Genomic DNA, 18,710 nt, shown 5'->3' on the forward strand with positions numbered 1-18,710 from the left:
TTAAGACACCAAATCCATGTGCTGGAGATGAGACAGTGGGAGTTCAAGTGATTAATTATCCACATTTCTTTACACCAAATGGCGATGGAATAAATGACACATGGAATATTAGAGGATTAAATGGTCAAGAAACCGCAAAAATTTATATCTTTGACCGCTACGGAAAATTATTGAAACAAATTAGTCCATTAGATAGCGGAGGTTGGAACGGAACATTTAACGGACAACCACTACCAGCAACGGATTATTGGTTCACGGTAGATTTTTATGAAATTACAACAAACGGTATATTAATACCAAAACAATTTAAAGCTCACTTTTCATTAAAACGATAATATATTATGAATTTTAAAAGAGGATACCTACTATTATTAGTGTTTATTACACAATTTTCATTCTCACAAGAAGGAATTGCAGTTTATTCTGATTATCTATCAGATAACCTTTATTTGTTGCATCCGTCAATGGCAGGAGCAGCAGATTGTGGCAAAGTTAGAATGACAGCTCGTCAACAATGGTTTGGTCAAGATGAAGCACCTGCTTTACAGACATTGAGTTTTAATACTTCGGTAGGAGAGCGTTCAGGAATAGGAGCAATAGTTTTTAACGATAGAAACGGTTATCATACACAAACAGGAGCGAAATTAAGTTACGCACATCATTTGAGATTCTCAAGAAGTACTTTAGATCTAAATCAATTATCATTTGGTATGAACGCAGGTTTAATTCAAAGTAACTTAGATGAAACTTCATTCTATTTGTCAAACCCTTCGTATGATCCAATTGTAAATGGAGGAATAGTTCAAAAGGATTCTTATTTTAATGTAGACTTAGGTGCTTCTTATTTCTATCTAGATCTATATACTCACTTTACAGTTAAAAATGTTATAGCTAGTAAGAGAGAATTGTATACAGATATTGAAACAGACAATTTGAGAAAATATCTATGGAGTGTTGGTTATGTATTTAATGTTGGAGATAATGGCCTATTATTAGAGCCTTCAACATTATTTCAATTAGTAGATCAAACAAAAGAAAAAACAATTGATTTAAACTTAAAACTTTATAAAAATTTAGATTTTGGTAGAGTATGGGCTGGATTGTCTTATAGAAGAAGTTTTGATGGTGCAAACTATGTTGACGGAACAAGTGTAGGTGAACAAAAACTACAATACATAACACCAATTTTAGGTTTAAATTATAAGAAATTTATGTTTGCTTATACTTATTCACATTTAACAGGTAATGTTAAATTTGATAAAGGAGGGTTTCATCAAATTACTTTAGGACTAGATATCTTCTGTAAAAACAGTAGATTTGATTGTAACTGTCCTGCTGTAAACTAAATTTAATTTATTAAAATATATAGTCCCGTTTATTATTATGAACGGGATTTTTTTTGACATGATAATAAAAACAATAAACGGTAAAACACCTAATATTCCTTCTGATTGCTATGTAGCTGAAAATGCTACAATTGTTGGTGATGTTTCTTTTGGTGAAAAATGCAGTGTTTGGTTTAATGCTGTAATTAGAGGCGATGTTAATTTTATTAAAATCGGAAATAAAGTAAACATTCAAGATGGAGCTATTATTCATTGTACTTATCAAAAACACCCAACAATAATTGGGAATAATGTTTCAATAGGACATAATGCAATTGTGCATGGTTGTACAATTCATGATAATGTTTTAATAGGTATGGGAGCAATAGTTATGGATAATTGTGTGGTTGAAAGTAATTCAATCGTTGCAGCTGGAGCGGTTGTAACTCAAAATACTATTATAAAATCAGGTTGTATTTATGCTGGTGTTCCTGCCAAGAAAGTAAAAGATATTGATCAAAGCGATTTTGCTGGTGAAATAGAACGTATCTCGAATAATTATGTAATGTATTCTGGGTGGTTTAAAAACGAAGAATAAGGTTAAAAATCTTCTTCAATAACTTTGTATTGGTTATTTAAAATTTCGGTTAAGACCTTTGGATTAGAATTTGTGAAAAAAGTATTTTTAATTTCCGTGTTAGAATTGTTCAATAAGCCATTCTGATTTAAAATCTTTTTGGTTTGTATAGCGACAGCTTCACCAGAATCAATTATTTTTATTTTAGAAGGAAGAATTTTTTTAATTTGAGGAATCAAATAAGGATAATGACTACATCCTAAAACTAAAAAATCTATATTTTGTTCAATCATTGGATTTAAATAGCTTTTTAATAGATTAAACATTTCTGGCGTGTCAATGTCTCCGTTTTCTATTAATTGAACTAATCCATAGCCTATTTGTTCAACGATCTTTACATTTTCGAATAAGGATGAAGTTTTATGAAACAGATCGCTATTAAGCGTTCCTTTTGTGGCTAAAATTCCAATAGTATGTGTTAGAGAATTATTAGCAGCAGGCTTGATAGCAGGCTCAATTCCTATAAATGGGACATCATACGTTGATCTTAACTCTTTAATTGCATTTGTAGTGGCTGTATTACAGGCAACAACAATAATTTTACAATTTCTATTTAATAATATTTCGGTATTTTTTTTACTTAAAACAATAATTTCGTCTTTACTTTTTAACCCATAAGGAGCATTTTTGCTATCTGCTAGATATATAGAATTTTCTAAAGGAAGAAGTTTGTTAATTTCTTTCCAAATTGAAGTTCCACCTATTCCAGAATCAAAAAGACCAATGGGATTATTTTTTTTCATACCTCAAAAATAAAAAAAAACCGCAATATGTTTTACCATAATGCAGTTTTTAATTTTTTAATAGAGTTTTTATTAGAAACCTAATTCTTTTTTAACTTCAGCTAATAAGTTTGGACCGTCTGCCATTAAGACTCCACTTCCGTTAGAAGCATCCAATACATATTCATAACCTTTTGCACGTGCCACTTTTTGGATTGCTTGTTGCGCTTTTTCCATAATTGGTTTTACAAGGTCTAATTCTTTTTGTTGTAATTCTTTTGTAGCTGTTTCTCTGTATCCTTGAATACGTCCAGCCATGTCTTGCATTTCTTTTGCTCTTGTTTCATTAATTGCATCAGATACTGCATTAGTTTCAGCATCACCTTGGTATTTTTTCATTTTAGTTTGATATTCTTGTACCATAGTGTTATACTCGCCATCGTAAGATTTTTGAATTTTCTCAAGTTGAGCTTGAGCGGTCTTCATTGCAGGCATATTAGTCATTAGTTCACTTACATCAATATGCGCTAGTTTTGTTTGAGCAGTTACAAATTGTGCACTAACTAAAAATGCTACTGCGATAAAAATTGATTTTAATTGTTTCATTGTTTTGTGTTTAATTTTAATTTATTCTTATTCTCCGGTTTTATTTTCTTCTTCTTTTTTTGCCTTGGCAGCTTCTCTTTCTTCTAAAATTTTAGCTCTTCTGTCTTCAGCTGCTTTTTTTCGATCTTCTATTTTTTTATTTCGATCGTCTAAAGCTTTTTGTCTTACTTCTTCTGGAGTTAACTTGTCTGCTTCGGTTGAAGTTTTTTTATCTCCTTCTGTTGCAGTCTTATCATCACCAGTTGTTGTTTTATTATCTTCTTCAATTAACGTGCCATTTTTTTTAGCTTCCCTTTCTTCAATTAATTTTTGTCTTCTATCAGCCGCTTCTTTTTTTCTTGCTTCATAGGCTGCTTTCTTGTCTTCAATCAATTTTTCACGAGCTGCTCTTTTTTCATCCAATGCTTTTTGACGTGCTGCCATTTCAGGGTTTTCATCTTGCATATCTTCTAGAGCATCTCTAGATTCTTGTTCTTTTAATTGTTTAGATGTTAGCTGTTCTCTTTTTTCAGCTCTAACTAGTTGCCGAACAACTTGGTCACTGATGTCATAACGTTGCGCTGCAAAAAGCATTGTCATATCTGAAGATTTGTCAAATATAAAATCGTATTTTTTTTGTTCAGCTATGTCTTGAATAATTGTAAAAACTTGGTCTTGAATTGGTTTTACAAGTACGGATTTTTGTATAATTAAATCTCCTTTAGGTCCAAATCTATTTTGTTGGTATTCTAATAATTCAGTATCAAGGTAATTTATTTCTTCTTCTCTTTCTTCGATTAATTCTTTAGTTAAAAGAGGTCTTTCTATTTTTAAATCTTCTTTTAACTTATTTATTTCATTTTTTTTGGCTTCAATTTCTTGTTTCCATTTTTGAGCTTTAATTTCTAGTTGGTTTTTGGCTTCAGCATAATTTGGAACTTTTTCAAGAATATATTCCATATCAATAAAGCCAATTCTTATTCCTCTAGATTGAGAAAAAGCAATTGTTGTACTTAAAAATAAAAATAATAAAACTATTTTTTTCATATTACTATATTTAAATTATTTAAGTCAAAAATTAAAACTGTTGACCTATAATAAAGTGTGTTTGCCATCCGCTTTTTTGCGTTGCACCTGGAATTGCATCAAATCCATGTGCAAAATCTATTCCTAATAAACCAAAAGCTGGCATAAACACTCTCAAACCAACTCCAGCTGAACGTTGAACGCTAAAAGGATTGTAAGATTTGAAATCATTAAATGCAGCTCCAGCCTCTAAAAATGTTAATGCATATATAGAAGCACTAGCTTTTAAAGTAATAGGATATCTTAACTCTAACGAAAATTTATTGTAAATAGTACCTCCATCATTCGAAGATAATGAATTATTTGGATATCCACGTAATTGAATTGTTTCTCTACCATCTAAAGAATAGTTCGCAAGTCCGTCTCCTCCTAAGTAAAAACGTTCAAATGGTACTAAGCCTCTATCTTGATTATATGCTCCCATAAAACCAAATTCTCCTAGCGAACGTAATACTAATTTATCGTAAATTTTAGTATACCAATCTGCTTTAAACTTAACTTTATAGTACTCTAACCATTTGTATTTTATTTGGTCTACTTTGGCAGGATCTGCAACAGCATCTTCAGTTGTGTATGCTTTAGATGGAGTAGGATTTGAAGTTGAAGGTAATTCAGTTAAAAGATCTCCATTGTTTACTAAAACTTCTGCCCCAGAATCATCAGTATATATATATCCTAATCCGTCATAAACATACTTGTTTTCTGCTAAATCTCCTAAATTAGCATAATCAACACCATTTATAAGCGAATAAGGTGGTGTGAATTTTGCAGAAACACTAAATTCTGATCCATAAGTTGGATAAATAGGATTTATACCCTTACTATTTCTGCTTAATCCGATAGTGTATGCTAAATTTCTAGATGCACCATTTCCGAAGGTAAATAATCCAGAATTATAATTGTTAAGTTTGTAATATTGAAAAGATACTGCTTGAGAAAGCGTAAAATAATCATCAGGAACAGTAAGCCTTTTTGCTATACCTACTGACAACGATGTAATTGTAAAACTTTGCGATTTGTCTACATCTCTAGTAGAATAGTTGTATAAAAATTGTTTACTTTGAGATAATGAAGTAGAGAAACTAACAGGTTTCTTTCCTCCATACCAAGGCTCTTGAAAACTTAAACTATAGGTTCTAAAATATGAACTTGCTTGTAAATTAAGAGACATTTTTTGTCCGTCTCCCATTGGTAAAGGTTTGTATGCTTCTTTGTTGAAAATATTTCTGATAGAAAAGTTATTGAATGATAATCCTAAAGTTCCAATAAAACCACCACCACCATAACCACCTTGTAGTTGAATCTGACTAGCTCCCTTTTCTACAACGTTATATTCAATATCAACTGTTCCAGCTGCTGCATCCACATTTTTAAATTTAGGATCAATTGCTTCTGGATCAAAAAAGCCTAGTTGGCCAAGTTCTCTTATGGTTCTAATTAAAGCATCTTTACTATATTTTTTTCCTGGTTTTGTTAGAATTTCTCTGTAAATGACATGGTCGTTAGTTTTTTCGTTTCCAACAACTGTTATTTTATTAAAATAAGCTAAAGGACCTTCACTTATTCTTATTTCAAAATCAATAGTATCATTTTCTGTTTTAACTTCAACTGTGTTGATGTTTGAAAATAAATAACCATTGTTTTGGTATAGGTTTGTAATGTCTTCTGCATCAGGATTTGTTTTGTCTTCAATTCTTTTTTGAAGCAAAACACCATTATATACATCACCTCTATTGATGCTTATCATTCTTCTCAAATATTCTTCTGTGTAAATTGTATTACCTAAGAATCGAATATCACCAAAGTAATATTTTCTTCCTTCTTCTAATTTTACATCAATAAATAATTTGTTTTTATCTTTATTATAGGTTACAGTGTCACTAATGATTCTAGCATCTCTGTATCCTTTTTCTTTGTATTTAGTAATAACACTTGTTAAGTCTTCTTCATATTTTTCTTTTATGAATTTTGAAGCTTTAAATATTCTAATTGGATTTTGTTGTTTGGTGTTTTTAAAGGCTTTTCTTAATTTTTTATCAGAAAACTGCTCATTTCCTTCAAAATTTATCTTCTTGATTTTTACTTTTTCACCTTTATCTATTTTAATAAGTAAATCAACATTTGTATCTGTTGAGTCTGGAAATGTATTTACAATTACTTTTGTATTGTAAAAACCATCTTTTTTGTACTTATTTTGAATGTAATTTTTTGTTGTAGTAATAAGGTTTTCATTGACAATTTTTCCTTTTTTAAGATCGTTGTCTTTAATTAGTTCTTCTTTTTTTCCTTTTTTAACTCCTGTTATTTTTACATCAGCAAGTTTTGGTAATTCGTTGATGTTTAATTCTAAATAAATACTATCATTTTGAATTTTATTAACATAAACATTAATATCATTGAAATATCCTAGTTTCCATAACTTTTTGATAGCAGTACTAATTTCTTCACCTGGTACAATTATACTTTGCCCTTTTTCCAAACCAGCAAATGTGATTATAGTCTGAGGGTTATAATTTACTTTTCCTGTAACTTCTATATCTGCTAAAATATAAGATTTACCATTTTCAAAATCACTTTCTTGTGCAGAAATTTTGAATAGGCCTAAAAATAAAAATAATATCGCGCTGTACTTGATATTTTTGTTTAAAAGAGAATTTCTTTTATAATTGTTCACTTGTTTTTCCAAATCTACGTTCTCTTTTTTGGTAACTAATAATTGCTTCATACAAATTGTTTTCTGTAAAATCAGGCCATAATACATCGGTAAAGTAAAATTCGGCATAGGCTATTTGCCATAACAAAAAATTACTGATCCTATGTTCGCCACTTGTTCTGATTACTAAATCTACATCTGGTAAATTATGCGTGTAAAGATGCTCATTAATAATTGATTCGTCAATAGCTGATTCAGAAATTATATTATTTTTAACTTTATTGCTAATATTTTTAACAACTTGAATGATTTCTTCTCTAGATCCATAGCTTAAAGCTAAAGTCAATGTCATTCTATTGTTATTCTTTGTTTTTTCTATTACTTCTTGCAGTTCTTTGAAAACTTTTTTTGGTAAGGTTGTTAAATTACCAATTGCATTAAGTTTTATATTGTTATTCATTAATGTAGCTTCTTCTTTTTTCAAGGAAGAAATTAATAATTTCATTAATGTGTCTACTTCTAATTTTGGTCTATTCCAGTTTTCTGTTGAAAAGGCATATAGTGTAAGGTTTGGAATTCCTAACTTGGCACAAGATTCAACAGTGACCTTTACAGATTTTGATCCGTTTTCATGACCTATTGCTCTTAGGAACCCTTTTTGTTTAGCCCAACGACCATTTCCATCCATTATAATTGCTAAATGGTTGGGAAGTCTTTTGTCGTTTATTTGTTCTAAATAATTCATTTATTTTCCTTGTGGGCAAAAACATGGGTTTTCACCAAACGTATAGGTTAATGTTGCTCCAGTAAACATATACCAATCATTACTATTTAAATTTCCAAAACGAATACTTTCATAATTGTCGTTTGGGGAATTGCTTCCGTCTAAATTGTCAGATAAAGTATATCTCGCTCCAGCTTCTATTCCTATAATAAAAGAATGAGCAACTCTTGCTTTAAAACCTAAAACCATTGGAATAGAAAATGATCTTCCAGAATCAAATCCTTTTCCAGCATTAATATTGTCACTTTCAAAATTATTATGCCAAAAATAATTTACACCCGTAAAAACATAAGGGGTATATTGCATATCAAATTGATGTAAATCAAACGGAAAAAAATTAAATTCAATTCCGGCCGAAACCTCTTTAATGGTATTTGTAAAACTATATTCTCTTAAATTCCTACTTGGAACTTTGGAGTCTAAATCATTTCCTTTAATTCCTCCTTGCATGTAACTAAATCTATAAGAGTGTCTAATACTCTTGTTCCATTTGTAAATAAAACCAAAAGCAACCTCATTTGGGTCGATGTATGTAGTTTTACCTACATCACCAACATAATTTGTGCCTCCAAGAAACACACCAACCTCATGTATTTGTGCTTTGGAAGTAGTACTAAATGCTGTAAATAATATAATTAAAGCTAGTTTTTTCATTTTTTCAGATTGCAAATATAACAATATTGATGTTTTAACTTCATAAAGAAGCAACTTTTTACTCAATATTAGTAACGCAAAAAATCGGAAAGTAATATATTATAGGTCTAAAAGAGTTTTAATTTCTTTTATCTTCACCCCAAAGTAGTTTTTTTCGTATAGTTTTTAAGAAACCTTCTTCAAAAAAATCAACCATTTTGATTTCGAAAGGAGCTTTTTTTATTGTTAAAGAAGTTTCTTTTGTTACTGTTGTAATTCTCGAATCTAATGAAACTAAAAATTGATCTTCTCTTCCAGAAATGTTTAATCTAATCTCAATGTTATCCGGAATGACCAAAGGTCTAGCTGTTAGGTTATGAGGAGCAATCGGAGTAATTACAAAACTAGAATTTTCTGGCATTAATACAGGTCCACCACAACTTAGAGAATAACCTGTCGAGCCTGTTGGAGTTGCAATAATTAAGCCGTCTGCCCAATATGAATTTAAATATTCTTCATTTAAAAAAGTCTCAATGGTAATCATCGAAGTTGTGTCTTTTCTTGAAACTGTGACTTCATTTAATGCAAAATTAATATCTCTTAAATCTTCATTTGGAGGAGAACATTTTAAACTAATCAATGTTCTTTTTGAAATTTTAAAATCGTTAGTAAACAATTTGGGTAAAAAAGTATTAATGTTCTCTACTTGAACGGTTGCTAAAAAACCTAATCTACCAGCATTTACACCAACAATTGGAATATTTTTGTCTCTAACTAAAGTTGCTGCTCTTAAAATTGTACCATCACCACCAATACTGATTAGAAAATCTATTGATTCATTTAAATCATCATGTTTTTTAAAAGTTTCATATTCATTTAATAATTCAAACTCTTCTTTTATAGAATCATAGTATTTTTTTTCAATACAAATTTCTGCTCCATTTTTCTCTAGAACATCAATAACCTGACAAATTATTTCAATGGTGTCGCTTTGGTAGTGTTTTCCAAATAAAGCTATTTTCATTATTAAATATTTAGGTATTTGTCTAAATAATCTGAGCGCTCTTTTAAATTCTCTAAATAGGAATCTTCTTGATGTTCAGATATAATTACATATTCATATCTTCTAAATCCTTGAAGGATTTCGTTCATATAACTTTGAGAAATTTTCAGCGTTACTTCAACTAATTGATCATTGATGTTTGAAATAAATAAACCTAAAAGTTTACCGCCATTTCCTTCAACAATTTGACTTATTTGACTAATTGAATAATCAGATTTAGGTTTTTGAACCACAATTATTCCTCCTTCTTCTTTTAAAAACGGACTATCCTGAAAAAATTTAATAACATCTTCTATTTCATAATAACCAATATATGCGTTTTTTACATTTAAAACAGGCATGATATTGCATTCATTCTTGGCAAATTCTTCTAAAACATCGAGCCAAATCATTGTGTCTCGCACAAAAAAACGTTCAAAGTCAAATTTGTTTTCACTAATCAATGTGTTTTCATTGAGAACTTCAGCGTCTTCTTTTCTAAGACAACCAACATACACATTGTTCTCAGTCACTGGAAAATGTGAATAAGGTATTTCTAAAAACAAATCTTGGGCATCTGCAATAGTTTGAGTTGTTTTTAGAGGTTTAATGTCAAAATTTATGTAATTTGTTAAATTGTGCATATAGTTTAATTTCTTTTGCAAAATAATCAAAAAATACAAGACTAAACCTATTAGACTTTGTATTTTTGTACAAGTTAAAAAACAAAGTTATGACAAAGTTATCAGTTAATATTAATAAAATTGCAACTTTAAGAAATTCTCGAGGTGGAAATGTACCAAATTTACTTCAAGTTGCTAAAGATTTACAACAATTTGGTGCACAAGGAATCACTATTCATCCTAGACCAGATGAACGACATATCAAATATCAAGATGCTTACGATTTAAAAAATGTAGTTTACACCGAATATAATATTGAAGGAAATCCTGTAAAGAAATTTATGAATATGGTTTTAGAAATCAAACCAACTCAAGTTACTTTGGTTCCAGATGCGGATGATGCTTTAACTTCAAATGCTGGCTGGAACACAATTAAACACAAAGATTTTCTAAAAGAAATTATTCAGGAATTTAAAAACAATGGAATTCGTACTTCAATTTTCGTCGATCCAACTATTGAAATGATAGAAGGAGCAAAAGAAACTGGTGCCGATAGAATCGAATTGTACACAGAAGCATTTGCGCATCAATATGGTTTAGGAAACAAAAAAGGAATTGAACCTTATGTTGAATCTGCTTTAAGGGCGAATGAATTAGGTTTAGGAATTAATGCAGGTCACGATTTAAGTTTAGATAATATTCAGTTTTTTAAACAAAATATTCCAGATTTATTGGAAGTTTCAATTGGTCACGCTTTAGTTGCAGAATCTTTGTATTTAGGTTTTGACAATGTAGTTAACATGTATCTTAATAAAATGAAATAATTTTTGGGCGTTACCTCGTTAGAAAAAAACGAGGTCAGGCTTTTCGCTATATCTTTTTTTTCAAAAAAGGATGCCGCTACAATCCTTAACGCACAATCGATAAAAAATAAAATAATGATATTAAATTCACGAATAGAAGGTAATGGAAAACCATTTGTAATTCTTCATGGGTTTTTGGGCATGTCAGACAATTGGAAAACTTTAGGTTCTCAATTTGCAGAAGATGGATTTCAAGTTCACATGTTAGACCTAAGGAATCACGGAAAAAGTTTTCATTCAGACGATTTTAGTTATGAATTAATGGCAAATGATGTAAAAGAATACTGTGATTTTCATAAGCTAGAAAACATTATTTTACTTGGTCATTCAATGGGTGGAAAAACGGCCATGCTTTTAGCGACTTTATTTCCAGATTTAGTTGAAAAACTAATAATTGCGGATATTGGACCCAAGTTTTATCCACAACATCATCAGCCTATTTTAGAAGGATTAAATGCAGTAGATTTTTCTAAACAACCAAGCAGAAGTGAGGTAGAAGAAATTGTTTCCAATTATATTACAGATTTTGGCACAAGGCAATTCTTGTTAAAAAGTCTATATTGGAAAGAAAAGGAACAATTAGCCTTTAGATTTAACTTAGCTGTTTTTAATAAAAAAATAGAAGAAATAGGTAAAGCTTTGCCAATCGATAATACATTTGAAAAACCTACTTTGTTTTTAAGAGGTTCAAATTCAAATTATATTTTAGATTCTGATTTTGAAACTATTCGTTATCATTTTCCAGATGTAAAAATTGTAACAATTTCAAATGCGGGACATTGGTTACATGCTGAAAACCCTAAGGATTTTTATGCTGAAACCATAAATTTCCTTAAATAAAAAGGCAAATTTATTATGCATGCATAATTTTTTTGTTAAAAAAATTGTAAAATTCATAATTTGTATTAATTTTGAGGTATTGATTTTAACAAATTCAAAAAACTAACTTAAATTTAATTATGAGAAAATTACTTTCTTTAACAATTTTTGCTTTGGCTAGCTCTACTGTTTTTGCAGGAGGATATAGAGTAAGTATCCAAGGACAAAAACAATTAGCTATGGGGCATACTGGTGTTGCTATAGTAAATAGTGCTGAAACAGCTTTTTTTAATCCTGCAGGGATGGCTTATCTAAAAGATAAATTTAATTTGTCAGTTGGTGGAAGTGCATTGTTTTCTAAAACAAGATTTCAAAATTCAGAGTATAATTGGAAAGCTTCTTCCGACAATGTTGGGACTCCATTTAATGTTTATGCTACTTATAAAGTAACGGATTGGTTAACTGCTGGTTTGGCTGTTTATACTCCTTATGGAAGTTCAGTGGAATGGGATCAAGATTGGCAAGGGGCACATTTGGTAAATAATATTGATTTAAAAGCTATTTTTATTCAGCCAACTTTTTCTATAAGAGTAGGAGATGAATTTAGTTTTGGTGGAGGACCAATTTTAGCTACTGGTTCAGTAAATTTTAATAGAAACTTATCATTAAATCCTTTATTATCTGCTAATGGAAGTGGTTCTGATGTAACATTAGATTCAACTGGAATTACAGCGTGGGGTTATAATGTAGGTTTTATGTTTAATCCAACTAGTAAATTAAGATTAGGGTTTAACTACCGATCAGAAATAATCATGGAGGCAAGAGATGGTGATGCAACTTATGCAGATTTACCAGATTTTAACCAAATTCCTAACACAACTTTTAATGCTGACTTACCGTTGCCAGCTGAAATTACTTCAGGTTTGTCTTATCAAGTTACTGATAAATGGTTAGTTGCTTTTGACTATAACTATACTATGTGGAACGTTTACACTGATTTGGATGTGAAATTCGGAAATGGAACAGAGTCAATAAATCCAAGAAACTATAAAAACACCAGTACATATAGAGTAGGTACTCAATATGTTGCCAATGATAAATTTACTTTCAGAGCAGGTTGGTATTTTGACGAAAGTCCAGTACAAAACGGTTATTTTGCACCTGAAACACCAAGAAATGAATCTATGGGATATACAGGAGGTTTGACTTATCAGTTAAATCCAAAATTCGGAATTGACTTATCGTTATTGTATTTGCATTTTGACGAAATAGACAATTCATATGATTATTCTACTGATCCTGTTTCTGGTACTGCAAACCCTGATTTCGGAGGTACTTATAAATCGTCAGTTTTTTCACCAGGCGTAGGTGTAACTTACAGCTTCTAATCAAAAATTTTAATAAAAATGAAAAATAAATTTATATACTTATCAGTTTTGGCAATGGCAGGATTAGTTTCTTGTGAACCAGAATTTGAAAATGCAGTAGATGCAAATTATACAGCTGGAGAAGCAGATTTTTCTTCTTATGTTGCTGTTGGAAACTCATTAACAGCTGGTTACATGGATGGGACAATGTATAAAAGTGGTCAGGCAAATTCCTTTCCAAATTTATTGTCACAACAATTTGCAACTGTTGGTGGTGGTGTTTTTACGCAACCTTCTTATGAAGAAGATGTGAATAATTTAGGAGGAATCTCTGGGATTCCTGGGTTTGGTACTCGTAGAGTAATTAACTTTGCAACAAGTGCTCCAGAAAACATCGCTGGAACTTCTACCATTACATTAACTCCACAAGCTACAGCATATAATAATATGGGTGTTCCTGGAGCTAAATCGTTTCATTTATTAGTTCCTGGCTATGGTAATCCTGCAAATTTTCCTGCAGCAAATCCTTACTATGTGAGACATGCAACATCAAATACAGCAACTGTATTAGGAGACGCAATGACTAAAAATCCAACATTTTTTACAAACTGGATAGGAGCAAATGATGTATTGTCATATGCAACTACTGGTGGAGTTGGAGTAGATCAAACAGGGAACTTTAATCCTCAAACATATGGACCAAACGATATCACTGATCCAACGGTTTTTGCTGGAGTTTATAGTTTAATCGTTAACGGAGGAACAAGTCCTGCTTTTGGTGCTGTGACGGGTTTATCTCAAAATGGTGCTAAAGGTGTAGTTGCTACTATTCCAAGTGTAACTTCTATTCCTTTCTTTACAACAGTTCCTTATAATCCTGTAACTGCAGCAGCAGTTGGTGGAGCATCAAATATTACTGCGTTAAATGCTCAATTATATGGGCCATTAAAACAAGCTTTAACAGCTTTCGGTGCAGGTTCAAGAATTAACTTGTTGAGTGCTACAGCTGGAAATCCTTTGCTAATCAAAGATGAGTCTTTAACAAATTTATCAGCTCAATTGACTGCTGCTTTCACACCTACACTAGGGGCTGCAACTGCTGCTTTTTATGGAAGTGTTTTTGGTCAAGCACGTCAAGCTACTGCAGATGACTTAGTGTTGTTAACAACTAGTGGAGTTATAGGAACTGCTCCTACAGGTGTACCTGCTCCTTTAGATAAATATGGAGTTACTTATCCACTTCAAGATCAACATATCTTAATTCCTTCAGAGCAATTAGCAATTGCAAATGCAACTAATGCATATAATGCAGCTATTAAATCTATTGCAGCTTCTAAAAATCTTGCAGTTGCAGATATGAATGCTATTTTAGGTGTTTTGGTAAACGGTTTACGTTCGGTTAACGGTCAAATCTATACTGCAAATTATTTTAGTGGTGCTGCTACAGAAAATAAAGTATTGTTTTCTCTAGATGGTGTTCACCCAAACTCAAGAGGTTATGCTGTTATTGCTAATGAAATTATTAAGGTAATTAACGCTCATTACAAATCTAACATGCCGTTTTTAAACCCTTCTTATTTCCCTGGAATTAATGTAGTGGCTACAAATTAAAAGATTTAAAAAAATATATATTTTAAAAAGGGCACCATTTTTGGTGTCTTTTTTTATCTTTAAAATTAAATAATATACTTATGAATTTACTTATTAGGCTTTTGATCTCTACGGTAGTAGTTTTTGTATTAGCACATTTTTTACCGGGTATTGCTGTTGATAGTTTTACAACTGCTTTAATTGTTGCAGTTGTCTTAGCACTATTAAACACATTTTTAAAACCAATATTGATATTTCTTACAATTCCTGTTACAATTATAACTCTAGGACTTTTTCTATTAGTAATTAATGCTGTAATAATTTTAATTTGTGATAAGCTTATCGACGGATTTGGAGTTTCAGGTTTTTGGTATGCCTTGTTATTTAGTTTGCTATTGTCATTAGGTCAGTCTATTCTGAATAATATTTTCGTAGAGAAAAGCTAAAGTTTTTATGTCTATGAATTTCAATTAATTAAAAACTTGTTTGGGTTGCAAAATTTTTATAATTTTGCAACCCAATTTTATTAGGAAAAAAAAGTAAAAATGAACATTACAAGAGAGAACGTTGATGCATTAAATGCAATAGTAACTGTAGCAGTTACAAAAGGAGATTATTCAGATAAAGTAGCTAAAATTTTAGAAGATTATAGAAAAAACTCAAATATCCCAGGATTCAGAAAAGGTGCTGTGCCAATGAGTGTTATTCAAAAGCAATACGGTAAAGCAGTTTTGTTAGATGAAGTAAATAAGTTTTTACAAAAGTCTTTAAACGACTACCTTGTTAAAGAAAAATTAGATATTTTAGGAAATCCTCTTCCAAAAGTAACAGAAGATTTTGATTGGGATAAAGAAGATTTCAAATTTGAATTTGAATTAGGATTAGCTCCTGATTTTAAAGTCGATTTAACTTCAAAAACTAATGTAACTCAATATATAATTATAGCGGATGAAGCTATGTTGAAAGAGCAAATAGAAAGAATTCAGAAACAATATGGTAAATTAATGCCTAAAGATAAACTTGAAGAAGGTTTTGACGTTTCAGGAACTTTCTCTAATGAGGAAAAAGGAATTGAAAACAGAGCAACTTTTGCTTTAGATATCTTTAAAGATAAAAAAACTGCAAAAGCATTTATCGGAAAAAAAGTTGGGGATGTAGTTGTCTTAAATACAAAAGGACTTTTTGATGATGACCATAAATTAATGGATTATTTAAAAGTTTCTCATGAAGATGTTCATGGTTTAGATGTTGATGTAAACTTTACAATTGAAGAAATCAACGCAACTGAATTAGCAGAATTAAACCAAGAATTATTTGATAAATTATTTGGAGAAGGAAATGTAAAATCAGTTGAAGAATTAAAAGCAAAAATTAAAGAAGACGCTGAAGGTCAATTTACACAACAAGCCGATCAAAAATACTTAAATGATGTTACGGAGTCTTTAATTGAGAACACTAAATTTGATTTACCAGCAGCTTTCCTGAAAAAATGGATTCAAAATGCTGGTGAAAATCCTTTAACGGCAGAACAAGCTGAAGAAGAATACGAAAAATCAGAAAAAGGATTACGTTACCAATTGATTGAAGGAAAAGTTATCGTTGAAAACAAACTTCAAACAACTTTTGAAGATTTAAAAACATTTACTGCTAGTTTAATCAAAAAACAAATGGCTCAATTTGGTCAAGTTAATCCAACTGACGAAGAGGTTGACGGAGTTGTTGCTAGAGTTTTATCAAACCAAGATGAAATCAAACGTTTGTCTGAACAAATTATGAGCGAAAAAATGATTAATCTTTACAAAGAGAAAGTTCCTGCTAAAACAAAAGAAGTTTCTTACCAAGACTTTATTAAAGAAATGTACGGAGAATAATTTCTCATAAAAAATAATTATCTTTGAACGTCAAACTTTTTTGTTTGGCGTTTTTTATTCTGAATTAATCTCAGAATCTGTTTTAACTTTAATTTAATTATTCAATAATAATATGAACTACGGAAAAGAATTTAGAAAGTTTGCGACAAAGCATCAAGGAATAAATAATTTGTATTATGATAAAATCGTAAAACAAATCACACCAACAGGAATGACACCTTACATTATGGAAGAGCGTCAATTAAATGTTTCTCAATTAGACGTTTTTTCACGTTTAATGATGGATAGAATTATCTTTTTAGGAACAGGTGTTGATGATCAAATTGCTAACATCGTTCAAGCACAATTATTGTTTTTAGAAAGTACTGATGCTTCTAAAGATATTCAAATATATATCAACTCACCTGGTGGAAGCGTTTATGCTGGATTAGGAATTTATGATACTATGCAATTTATTAAACCAGACGTAGCTACAATTTGTACAGGAATGGCTGCTTCAATGGGAGCTGTTTTATTGTGTGCAGGTGCAGATGGAAAAAGAAGTGCATTGCCTCATTCACGTGTAATGATTCACCAACCAAGTGGTGGTTCTTCTGGAGTGGCTTCTGATATGGAAATTAACTTGCGTGAAATGTTGAAATTAAAAGACGAATTATATCATATTATTGCACAACATTCAAAACAAGATTTTGATAAAGTGTATAAAGACTCAGAACGTGATTATTGGATGGTTGCTGCTGAAGCTAAAGAATATGGTATGATTGATGAAGTATTAGAAAGAAAATAAAAAAATCAGATTTTAGAAGTTTTAAATTCTAAAATCTAAATTAAAAAAAATGGCAAAAGAAGTATTAGAATGTTCATTTTGTGGAAGAAAAAAGCCAGAAACTAATTTATTAATTGCTGGTATCGATGCACATATTTGTGATAGATGTATTGAACAAGCTCACGGAATTGTAATTGAAGAAATCAAACAAACTGGTAAATCAGAATTGTTATCAGATTTAGTATTGCATAAACCAAGGGAAATAAAAGCATTTTTGGATGATTATGTTATTGGACAAGATCAAACTAAAAGAGTCATGAGTGTTGCTGTATATAATCACTACAAAAGATTAATGCAAAAGCCATCAGAAGATGATGTTGAAATTGAAAAAAGTAACATCTTAATGGTTGGAAGAACTGGAACAGGAAAAACACTAGTGGCTAAAACTATTGCTAGAATGTTAAATGTTCCTTTAGCTATTGTTGACGCTACAGTTTTAACGGAAGCGGGTTATGTAGGAGAAGATGTTGAAAGTATTTTAACGCGTTTGCTTCAAGCAGCGGATTATGATGTTGAAAAAGCAGAAAGAGGAATCGTTTTTATTGATGAGATTGATAAAATTGCTCGCAAGAGTGACAACCCGTCTATTACAAGAGATGTTTCTGGAGAAGGTGTTCAACAGGCTTTGTTGAAACTTTTAGAAGGAACAGTTGTAAATGTGCCACCAAAAGGAGGAAGAAAGCATCCAGACCAAAAATTCGTTGAGGTAAATACTCAAAATATTTTATTTATTGCAGGTGGTGCTTTTGACGGAATTGAACGTGTAATTTCAAAACGATTAAATCATCAAGCCGTTGGGTATAGTTCTTCTATCAACACAGATAATGTTGATAAAGAGAACCTATTGCAATATATTATTCCTAAAGATGTAAAAGATTTTGGCTTGATTCCAGAAATTATTGGTCGTTTGCCAGTTCTTACTCATATGGATCCATTAGACGCAGCAACTTTGAGAAGCATTCTGACTGAACCTAAAAACGCATTAGTAAAACAATATAAAAAATTGTTTGAAATGGATGATGTTGCATTAGAAGTTGAAGAAGGTGCTTTGGAATTTATTGTTTCAAAAGCTTTGGAATATAAGCTAGGAGCAAGAGGTTTGCGTTCTTTATGTGAAGCTATTTTAACAGATGCTATGTTTGATTTGCCAGGTTCTGAAGATAAAACACTACTAGTGACTAAAGAATATGCAGAGCAAAGTTTAAATAAAAATTTATTGCAGCGATTGAAAGCTGTTTCATAAAAATTAAAAATCCCGATTTAAATTTTAGATCGGGATTTTTT

The 18,710-nt window shown here is 30.7% G+C and carries 19 protein-coding genes; 11 read left to right on the forward strand and 8 right to left on the reverse strand.

From position 1 onward, the window contains the following. The 3 genes from G507_RS17060 to G507_RS0114570 all read left to right on the forward strand — a co-directional run. On the forward strand, positions 1-335 hold a 335-nt coding region (locus G507_RS17060; RefSeq protein WP_035666390.1), incomplete at its 5' end, for a T9SS type B sorting domain-containing protein. A 6-nt stretch (positions 336-341) separates the two neighbouring features. Then, entirely contained in the window at positions 342-1,346 is a 1,005-nt protein-coding gene (locus G507_RS0114565; protein ID WP_026718180.1) for a PorP/SprF family type IX secretion system membrane protein, read from the forward strand. 58 nt (positions 1,347-1,404) lie between these two features. After that, positions 1,405-1,923 (forward strand): gamma carbonic anhydrase family protein, encoded by a 519-nt coding sequence (locus G507_RS0114570; RefSeq protein ID WP_026718181.1) that lies wholly within the window; start codon positions 1,405-1,407, stop codon positions 1,921-1,923. Between the two features lie 2 nt (positions 1,924-1,925). On the opposite strand, the gene murI is transcribed toward G507_RS0114570, so the two are convergent. The 8 genes from murI to G507_RS0114610 all read right to left on the reverse strand — a co-directional run bounded on the left by murI (position 1,926) and on the right by G507_RS0114610 (position 10,111). Continuing rightward, positions 1,926-2,705 carry a glutamate racemase gene (gene murI, locus G507_RS0114575; protein WP_026718182.1) on the reverse strand — a complete coding sequence of 260 codons (780 nt, stop codon included), beginning with the start codon at positions 2,703-2,705 and terminating at the stop codon, positions 1,926-1,928. A 72-nt stretch (positions 2,706-2,777) separates the two neighbouring features. Then, positions 2,778-3,290 carry an OmpH/Skp family outer membrane protein gene (locus G507_RS0114580; RefSeq protein WP_026718183.1) on the reverse strand — a complete coding sequence of 171 codons (513 nt, stop codon included), beginning with the start codon at positions 3,288-3,290 and terminating at the stop codon, positions 2,778-2,780. A gap of 27 nt (positions 3,291-3,317) precedes the next feature. Next, positions 3,318-4,316, reverse strand: coding sequence for an OmpH/Skp family outer membrane protein (locus G507_RS0114585; RefSeq protein ID WP_026718184.1), 999 nt, complete (start codon positions 4,314-4,316; stop codon positions 3,318-3,320). A 31-nt stretch (positions 4,317-4,347) separates the two neighbouring features. Then, positions 4,348-7,080 (reverse strand): outer membrane protein assembly factor BamA, encoded by a 2,733-nt coding sequence (bamA, locus tag G507_RS0114590; RefSeq protein WP_026718185.1) that lies wholly within the window; start codon positions 7,078-7,080, stop codon positions 4,348-4,350. Next, positions 7,016-7,753, reverse strand: a complete 738-nt coding sequence (locus tag G507_RS0114595) for an undecaprenyl pyrophosphate synthase (RefSeq protein WP_026718186.1) — start codon at positions 7,751-7,753, stop codon at positions 7,016-7,018. Before G507_RS0114595 ends, bamA begins: the two co-directional genes overlap by 65 nt. Then, complete coding sequence (gene porG, locus G507_RS0114600) at positions 7,754-8,446, reverse strand: type IX secretion system protein PorG (protein ID WP_026718187.1); 693 nt, start codon at positions 8,444-8,446, stop codon at positions 7,754-7,756. A 118-nt stretch (positions 8,447-8,564) separates the two neighbouring features. Beyond that, the gene (locus G507_RS0114605) at positions 8,565-9,449 is read right to left on the reverse strand and encodes an NAD kinase (RefSeq protein WP_026718188.1); all 885 of its coding nucleotides are present in this window, start codon (positions 9,447-9,449) and stop codon (positions 8,565-8,567) included. A gap of 2 nt (positions 9,450-9,451) precedes the next feature. Further along, a complete protein-coding gene (locus G507_RS0114610) occupies positions 9,452-10,111 on the reverse strand; it encodes a CBS domain-containing protein (protein ID WP_026718189.1) in 660 nt (219 codons plus the stop codon). A gap of 89 nt (positions 10,112-10,200) precedes the next feature. Between G507_RS0114610 and G507_RS0114615 the strand changes: the two genes are divergently transcribed. From G507_RS0114615 to clpX, 8 genes are all read left to right on the forward strand, one after another. Then, a complete protein-coding gene (locus G507_RS0114615) occupies positions 10,201-10,914 on the forward strand; it encodes a pyridoxine 5'-phosphate synthase (protein WP_026718190.1) in 714 nt (237 codons plus the stop codon). 117 nt (positions 10,915-11,031) lie between these two features. After that, complete coding sequence (locus G507_RS0114620; RefSeq protein WP_026718191.1) at positions 11,032-11,793, forward strand: alpha/beta fold hydrolase; 762 nt, start codon at positions 11,032-11,034, stop codon at positions 11,791-11,793. Positions 11,794-11,912: 119 nt separating this feature from the next. Then, positions 11,913-13,160, forward strand: coding sequence for an OmpP1/FadL family transporter (locus tag G507_RS0114625; RefSeq protein ID WP_211218986.1), 1,248 nt, complete (start codon positions 11,913-11,915; stop codon positions 13,158-13,160). Between the two features lie 18 nt (positions 13,161-13,178). Next, positions 13,179-14,750 (forward strand): SGNH/GDSL hydrolase family protein, encoded by a 1,572-nt coding sequence (locus G507_RS0114630; protein WP_026718193.1) that lies wholly within the window; start codon positions 13,179-13,181, stop codon positions 14,748-14,750. Between the two features lie 80 nt (positions 14,751-14,830). Next, positions 14,831-15,175: a phage holin family protein gene (locus G507_RS0114635; protein WP_026718194.1), complete on the forward strand. Its 345-nt coding sequence runs from the start codon at positions 14,831-14,833 to the stop codon at positions 15,173-15,175. 99 nt (positions 15,176-15,274) lie between these two features. Beyond that, complete coding sequence (gene tig, locus G507_RS0114640) at positions 15,275-16,600, forward strand: trigger factor (protein WP_026718195.1); 1,326 nt, start codon at positions 15,275-15,277, stop codon at positions 16,598-16,600. Between the two features lie 112 nt (positions 16,601-16,712). After that, positions 16,713-17,387, forward strand: a complete 675-nt coding sequence (gene clpP / locus G507_RS0114645) for an ATP-dependent Clp endopeptidase proteolytic subunit ClpP (protein WP_026718196.1) — start codon at positions 16,713-16,715, stop codon at positions 17,385-17,387. 49 nt (positions 17,388-17,436) lie between these two features. Continuing rightward, positions 17,437-18,669: an ATP-dependent Clp protease ATP-binding subunit ClpX gene (gene clpX / locus G507_RS0114650; RefSeq protein ID WP_026718197.1), complete on the forward strand. Its 1,233-nt coding sequence runs from the start codon at positions 17,437-17,439 to the stop codon at positions 18,667-18,669. Positions 18,670-18,710 lie beyond the last annotated feature (41 nt).

Source organism: Flavobacterium gelidilacus DSM 15343 (genome assembly GCF_000422685.1).
GTDB classification, from domain to species: domain Bacteria; phylum Bacteroidota; class Bacteroidia; order Flavobacteriales; family Flavobacteriaceae; genus Flavobacterium; species Flavobacterium gelidilacus.

What these genes read in the sequence shown, in the direction of transcription:
- G507_RS0114630 (WP_026718193.1), top strand. Translation starts at nt 13,179, where the DNA reads ATGAAAAATAAATTTATATACTTATCAGTTTTGGCAATGGCAGGATTA.
- tig (WP_026718195.1), top strand. Translation starts at nt 15,275, where the DNA reads ATGAACATTACAAGAGAGAACGTTGATGCATTAAATGCAATAGTAACT.
- G507_RS0114580 (WP_026718183.1), bottom strand. Translation starts at nt 3,290, where the DNA reads ATGAAACAATTAAAATCAATTTTTATCGCAGTAGCATTTTTAGTTAGT.
- G507_RS0114585 (WP_026718184.1), bottom strand. Translation starts at nt 4,316, where the DNA reads ATGAAAAAAATAGTTTTATTATTTTTATTTTTAAGTACAACAATTGCT.
- bamA (WP_026718185.1), bottom strand. Translation starts at nt 7,080, where the DNA reads ATGAAGCAATTATTAGTTACCAAAAAAGAGAACGTAGATTTGGAAAAA.
- clpP (WP_026718196.1), top strand. Translation starts at nt 16,713, where the DNA reads ATGAACTACGGAAAAGAATTTAGAAAGTTTGCGACAAAGCATCAAGGA.
- clpX (WP_026718197.1), top strand. Translation starts at nt 17,437, where the DNA reads ATGGCAAAAGAAGTATTAGAATGTTCATTTTGTGGAAGAAAAAAGCCA.
- G507_RS0114605 (WP_026718188.1), bottom strand. Translation starts at nt 9,449, where the DNA reads ATGAAAATAGCTTTATTTGGAAAACACTACCAAAGCGACACCATTGAA.
- G507_RS0114565 (WP_026718180.1), top strand. Translation starts at nt 342, where the DNA reads ATGAATTTTAAAAGAGGATACCTACTATTATTAGTGTTTATTACACAA.
- murI (WP_026718182.1), bottom strand. Translation starts at nt 2,705, where the DNA reads ATGAAAAAAAATAATCCCATTGGTCTTTTTGATTCTGGAATAGGTGGA.
- G507_RS0114625 (WP_211218986.1), top strand. Translation starts at nt 11,913, where the DNA reads ATGAGAAAATTACTTTCTTTAACAATTTTTGCTTTGGCTAGCTCTACT.
- porG (WP_026718187.1), bottom strand. Translation starts at nt 8,446, where the DNA reads ATGAAAAAACTAGCTTTAATTATATTATTTACAGCATTTAGTACTACT.
- G507_RS0114635 (WP_026718194.1), top strand. Translation starts at nt 14,831, where the DNA reads ATGAATTTACTTATTAGGCTTTTGATCTCTACGGTAGTAGTTTTTGTA.
- G507_RS0114595 (WP_026718186.1), bottom strand. Translation starts at nt 7,753, where the DNA reads ATGAATTATTTAGAACAAATAAACGACAAAAGACTTCCCAACCATTTA.
- G507_RS0114615 (WP_026718190.1), top strand. Translation starts at nt 10,201, where the DNA reads ATGACAAAGTTATCAGTTAATATTAATAAAATTGCAACTTTAAGAAAT.
- G507_RS0114570 (WP_026718181.1), top strand. Translation starts at nt 1,405, where the DNA reads ATGATAATAAAAACAATAAACGGTAAAACACCTAATATTCCTTCTGAT.
- G507_RS0114610 (WP_026718189.1), bottom strand. Translation starts at nt 10,111, where the DNA reads ATGCACAATTTAACAAATTACATAAATTTTGACATTAAACCTCTAAAA.